This window comes from Bradyrhizobium glycinis (assembly GCF_016031655.1).
Taxonomy (GTDB): domain Bacteria; phylum Pseudomonadota; class Alphaproteobacteria; order Rhizobiales; family Xanthobacteraceae; genus Bradyrhizobium; species Bradyrhizobium glycinis.
Genome location: NZ_JACCHQ010000070.1, coordinates 1 through 816 on the forward strand (window position 1 = coordinate 1; position 816 = coordinate 816).

The 816-nt window shown below is 59.7% G+C and carries 1 protein-coding gene; it reads left to right on the top strand.

The window, feature by feature from the left end:
- Window positions 1-224: 224 nt before the first annotated feature.
- Window positions 225-816 (top strand): IS110 family transposase (locus tag HZZ16_RS36915; protein ID WP_197955764.1); only part of this gene is annotated, 592 nt, incomplete at its 3' end.

The following is an 816-nucleotide window of genomic DNA, read 5'->3' on the forward strand; positions in this document are numbered from 1 at the left end:
CGCTCTACCCATCCTTGTATTAGCGCGATCGCCTATAATGAGCCGTTCCGTGAGGAATGGCCCAGCCCGGGTAGCCGCCCGAGCTGGGTCGCCGTTCGATCGGATCGGTACCCATCGAAGCCTTGAGGGCTGTCTGACGTAGCGAGATCGCGATCGGCACTTCATCGGGACCCGAATGGTTGAACGAACTTTAGGTTCGCATCACAAGGGAGGGATCGACGAAGATGGCCAAGCATACCACGATCTGTGCCGGGATCGATACCGGCAAACGGAAGCTCGACGTGGCGATCGAGGGCCGCCGCGAGCAGCTGCAGGTGAAAAACACGCCGGAAGGTCATGCGACTTTGTTGGCTTGGCTACGACAACACCGCGTTAGACGCATCGGCATCGAGGCGAGCGGCGGTTACGAGCAGCCTGTCGTCGTCGAGCTGCGGCGCAAGCGGTTTGTGGTTGTGGTGTTCCAGCCGGCTCAAGTCCGGGCCTATGCCAAATTCCACTCGCGGCGGGCCAAGAACGATAAGATTGATGCCGCTCTTATTGCAGTCTGTACCGCGGCGGTGCGCAAGATCCACGCCGCACCCGATCCTCGATTGCTGTCGTTCGCCGAGCAACTGACCATGATCGATCAGATCGGCGAGGATATCGCGCGCCTGAAGAACAGGATCGAGAGCTGCCGTAACGTGGCAATCAACAAGCTCTGGCATGAGGATATCGCTCGCCTGGAGCAACGTGAGAGCGCCGAACTCAAGGCTCTGGTCGCCTCGATCCGCAAGTATCCCGATCTTGCCGAGAGGCTTGCGCTGATCAATAGCGTCG